At 39.3% G+C, this 2309-nt stretch carries 3 protein-coding genes; all 3 read left to right on the top strand.

Annotated elements, in window-relative coordinates; translation table 11 throughout:
* Window positions 1-155: 155 nt before the first annotated feature.
* The 3 genes from D6024_RS26275 (at window position 156) to D6024_RS26265 (ending at window position 2203) form a co-directional block, all read left to right on the top strand.
* Window positions 156-1040, top strand: coding sequence for a DUF2711 family protein (locus D6024_RS26275; RefSeq protein WP_121357793.1), 885 nt, complete (start codon window positions 156-158; stop codon window positions 1038-1040).
* A 104-nt stretch (window positions 1041-1144) separates the two neighbouring features.
* Window positions 1145-1723: a hypothetical protein gene (locus D6024_RS26270; RefSeq protein WP_121357792.1), complete on the top strand. Its 579-nt coding sequence runs from the start codon at window positions 1145-1147 to the stop codon at window positions 1721-1723.
* Window positions 1724-1888: 165 nt separating this feature from the next.
* Entirely contained in the window at window positions 1889-2203 is a 315-nt protein-coding gene (locus D6024_RS26265; protein WP_121357791.1) for a hypothetical protein, read from the top strand.
* Window positions 2204-2309: the final 106 nt, after the last annotated feature.

The following is a 2309-nucleotide window of genomic DNA, read 5'->3' as shown; positions in this document are numbered from 1 at the left end:
TGCAAGTGTGGCTATACGTATTACTATTCAGCTTGACGAATAACATGGCATCTGATTAACTTTAATCATCGGCAATGCTGCCAAGTCCACACCTGACAGCAATGCTTTAACGTTGGCAGAAATTAGAAGGCAGCTTCATAGTGACAGAAATTAATATGGACATCTTCGCAGAAAAACAACTTCATCCAGGACACGACAATCCAATCAAACAGCATTTCAAGGACTACTTTGACACGGTCTTCATTACCTTTCCTCCCTTTTTCAAAATAAAGAATGGCAACTTCTCACAAGAAGGACGTCAAAAGTCAAAACGGATAACTTTTGAACAGGCACAAGCAGCAAATGAGATTTTTCAGAAAATGCCAAAACCTGCTGCCGACATATACTCTTACGATAATGACAACTATCCCGATAACGAAGAAATCTATTTGAATGCAGTGCAGGTAACGTGGAGAGACATAAAAGAAGGTTGTGGATTTGAAACTTATGGCGACATCAATAAAGCTCTGAAAACGTCAATCGGAGCTTACAGGAAGGTATTTCAAAGACCTGATTTAGCAAAAAGGCTTTCTAACCTTACAACCGCAAATCAAATCTATCATCCAACTGAAGGACACTTTGAGACACTTTCAAAAAAGGAAATATTCAAAGCCTTTCATTTTTTGAACAAACCTGAACTTATTATTGAAGAAGAATTCTGTCAAAATAAAAAGGAGTTGGATATTGCTTCTTTGACAGAAAAAGACTTTGTGGAAGCAGTTAATTTCAAAGACTATTTTATTTACGACAGACAAAAAGAGTTGCTTTTTGCGGTTGATTGGGATGATTTCTTCTTTTTAATTTGTTCGAACAGACAAAACGTTGAGAAGATAATCAGTACGTTAAGCTTTGAAGGTTTTTATTGTGACGACATAACCGAAATTCCTTGGGAACTGAAAAAGGAAGAAATAGAAGCAGGACTTCAAAAGGAAAAAGTTGATAACGAAGCTAAGGAAGTTGCTAAGCCTGTTGACAAGAAAGCTTGGTGGAAACTCTGGTAAAACTGCTGTCAACAACGGTTTGCCACTATACCGGCTGACGGACAAGTGCTAAACAAATGAACATTATTCAACTTTAGTAATAAATTTAAGCTGACGAACCACGAATGCCGGTACAGCGGCAAGCCGATGGCCGTTATGCCCAACTTTTGTGGCAGCCTACTATGACAAGAACATTTGGTATATTCTTTTCAATTATTGTTTTAGCCTGCTTGACCAGTTGCTTGATTGGAGCTGGGACGCACGGTTCGTTGAAGGGTTATCAATATCAGACAATGAAAGATAACTTGGATAGTGCCGTGACATACGTGATAAAGAGCAATGAGAATATTATCCGTGACACTGTTGGCAATAAAATATTAGCGTACGTCGGCAATGGTAAACAAGACACCATTATTGACAACTCGTACAACGACGGACACACGTATGTGACCCTAAAAATTAAAACTGATAAAGGGCAATGTGATTACATTTTCAGGTATTACGGTAGCGAAGAAGACTGGAAAAGGGCAAAGACGTCAGAAATATTTATTTGCTACGCTTATGATGAATACGGGCAAGGTGGAAGTGAAGGGAATGGCGGCGTAGGCAGTAAGACCTTGAAGCATTTAACAGAAGTGTTCGAGAAAGAACTCGTGGTCAAAGTTGATGAAAAATTGCACTTGACACACAGTGAAACCGAATAGCAAGCTGGGCATAACAGCGGTTTTGTGCTATGGCGGCTGGAAGAACAAGGGCTTGACTATTAGTTATCAATGTGGCAGTGTATCTTTATCCAGGGCTGACGAACCACAGAGTGCCGCCACAAGCACAAAGCCGTCAGCGTTATACGCAATCACAACCGTTACTTTATGTCAGAGACAACTGTTTATTTAATTCCAAAGAAATATTTTGAAGCGGGAGAGTTTAAAGCCAAAATTGAAACTGCATTTGGAAAACGCAAATTCATAGATGGCTACTATGATGAGGACAGCAATTGGTTTGCTGCCGGTGATAATGCTTATTTTTTGTTTGACGATAGTTCGGAAGATGAAAATTCTCCCTTTGAATATGTTGAGATACACGACACAGCAAATAAGAGACTTCTTCCAGAAGGACTACAAGACCCGGTTGAATGTCCGTTTTGTCAAGCGGACATAAGCAAGGATGTGTCGGCTTCCCTATAATTCGCTCATTTGAAAGTTAGCAAAGGCGCTTAATTTTAAATGAGTAAATATGAAAAAATCAAACTTCACCGAAACACAGATTGTCAAGGCTATTCAAGAGCACGAG

The sequence above is a fragment of the Flavisolibacter nicotianae genome (genome assembly GCF_003628535.1).
Classification (GTDB): Bacteria; Bacteroidota; Bacteroidia; order Chitinophagales; family Chitinophagaceae; genus Flavisolibacter; species Flavisolibacter nicotianae.
The sequence above is the reverse complement of the archived record's forward strand: the minus strand, read 5'-3'. Positions and strand labels throughout refer to the sequence as shown.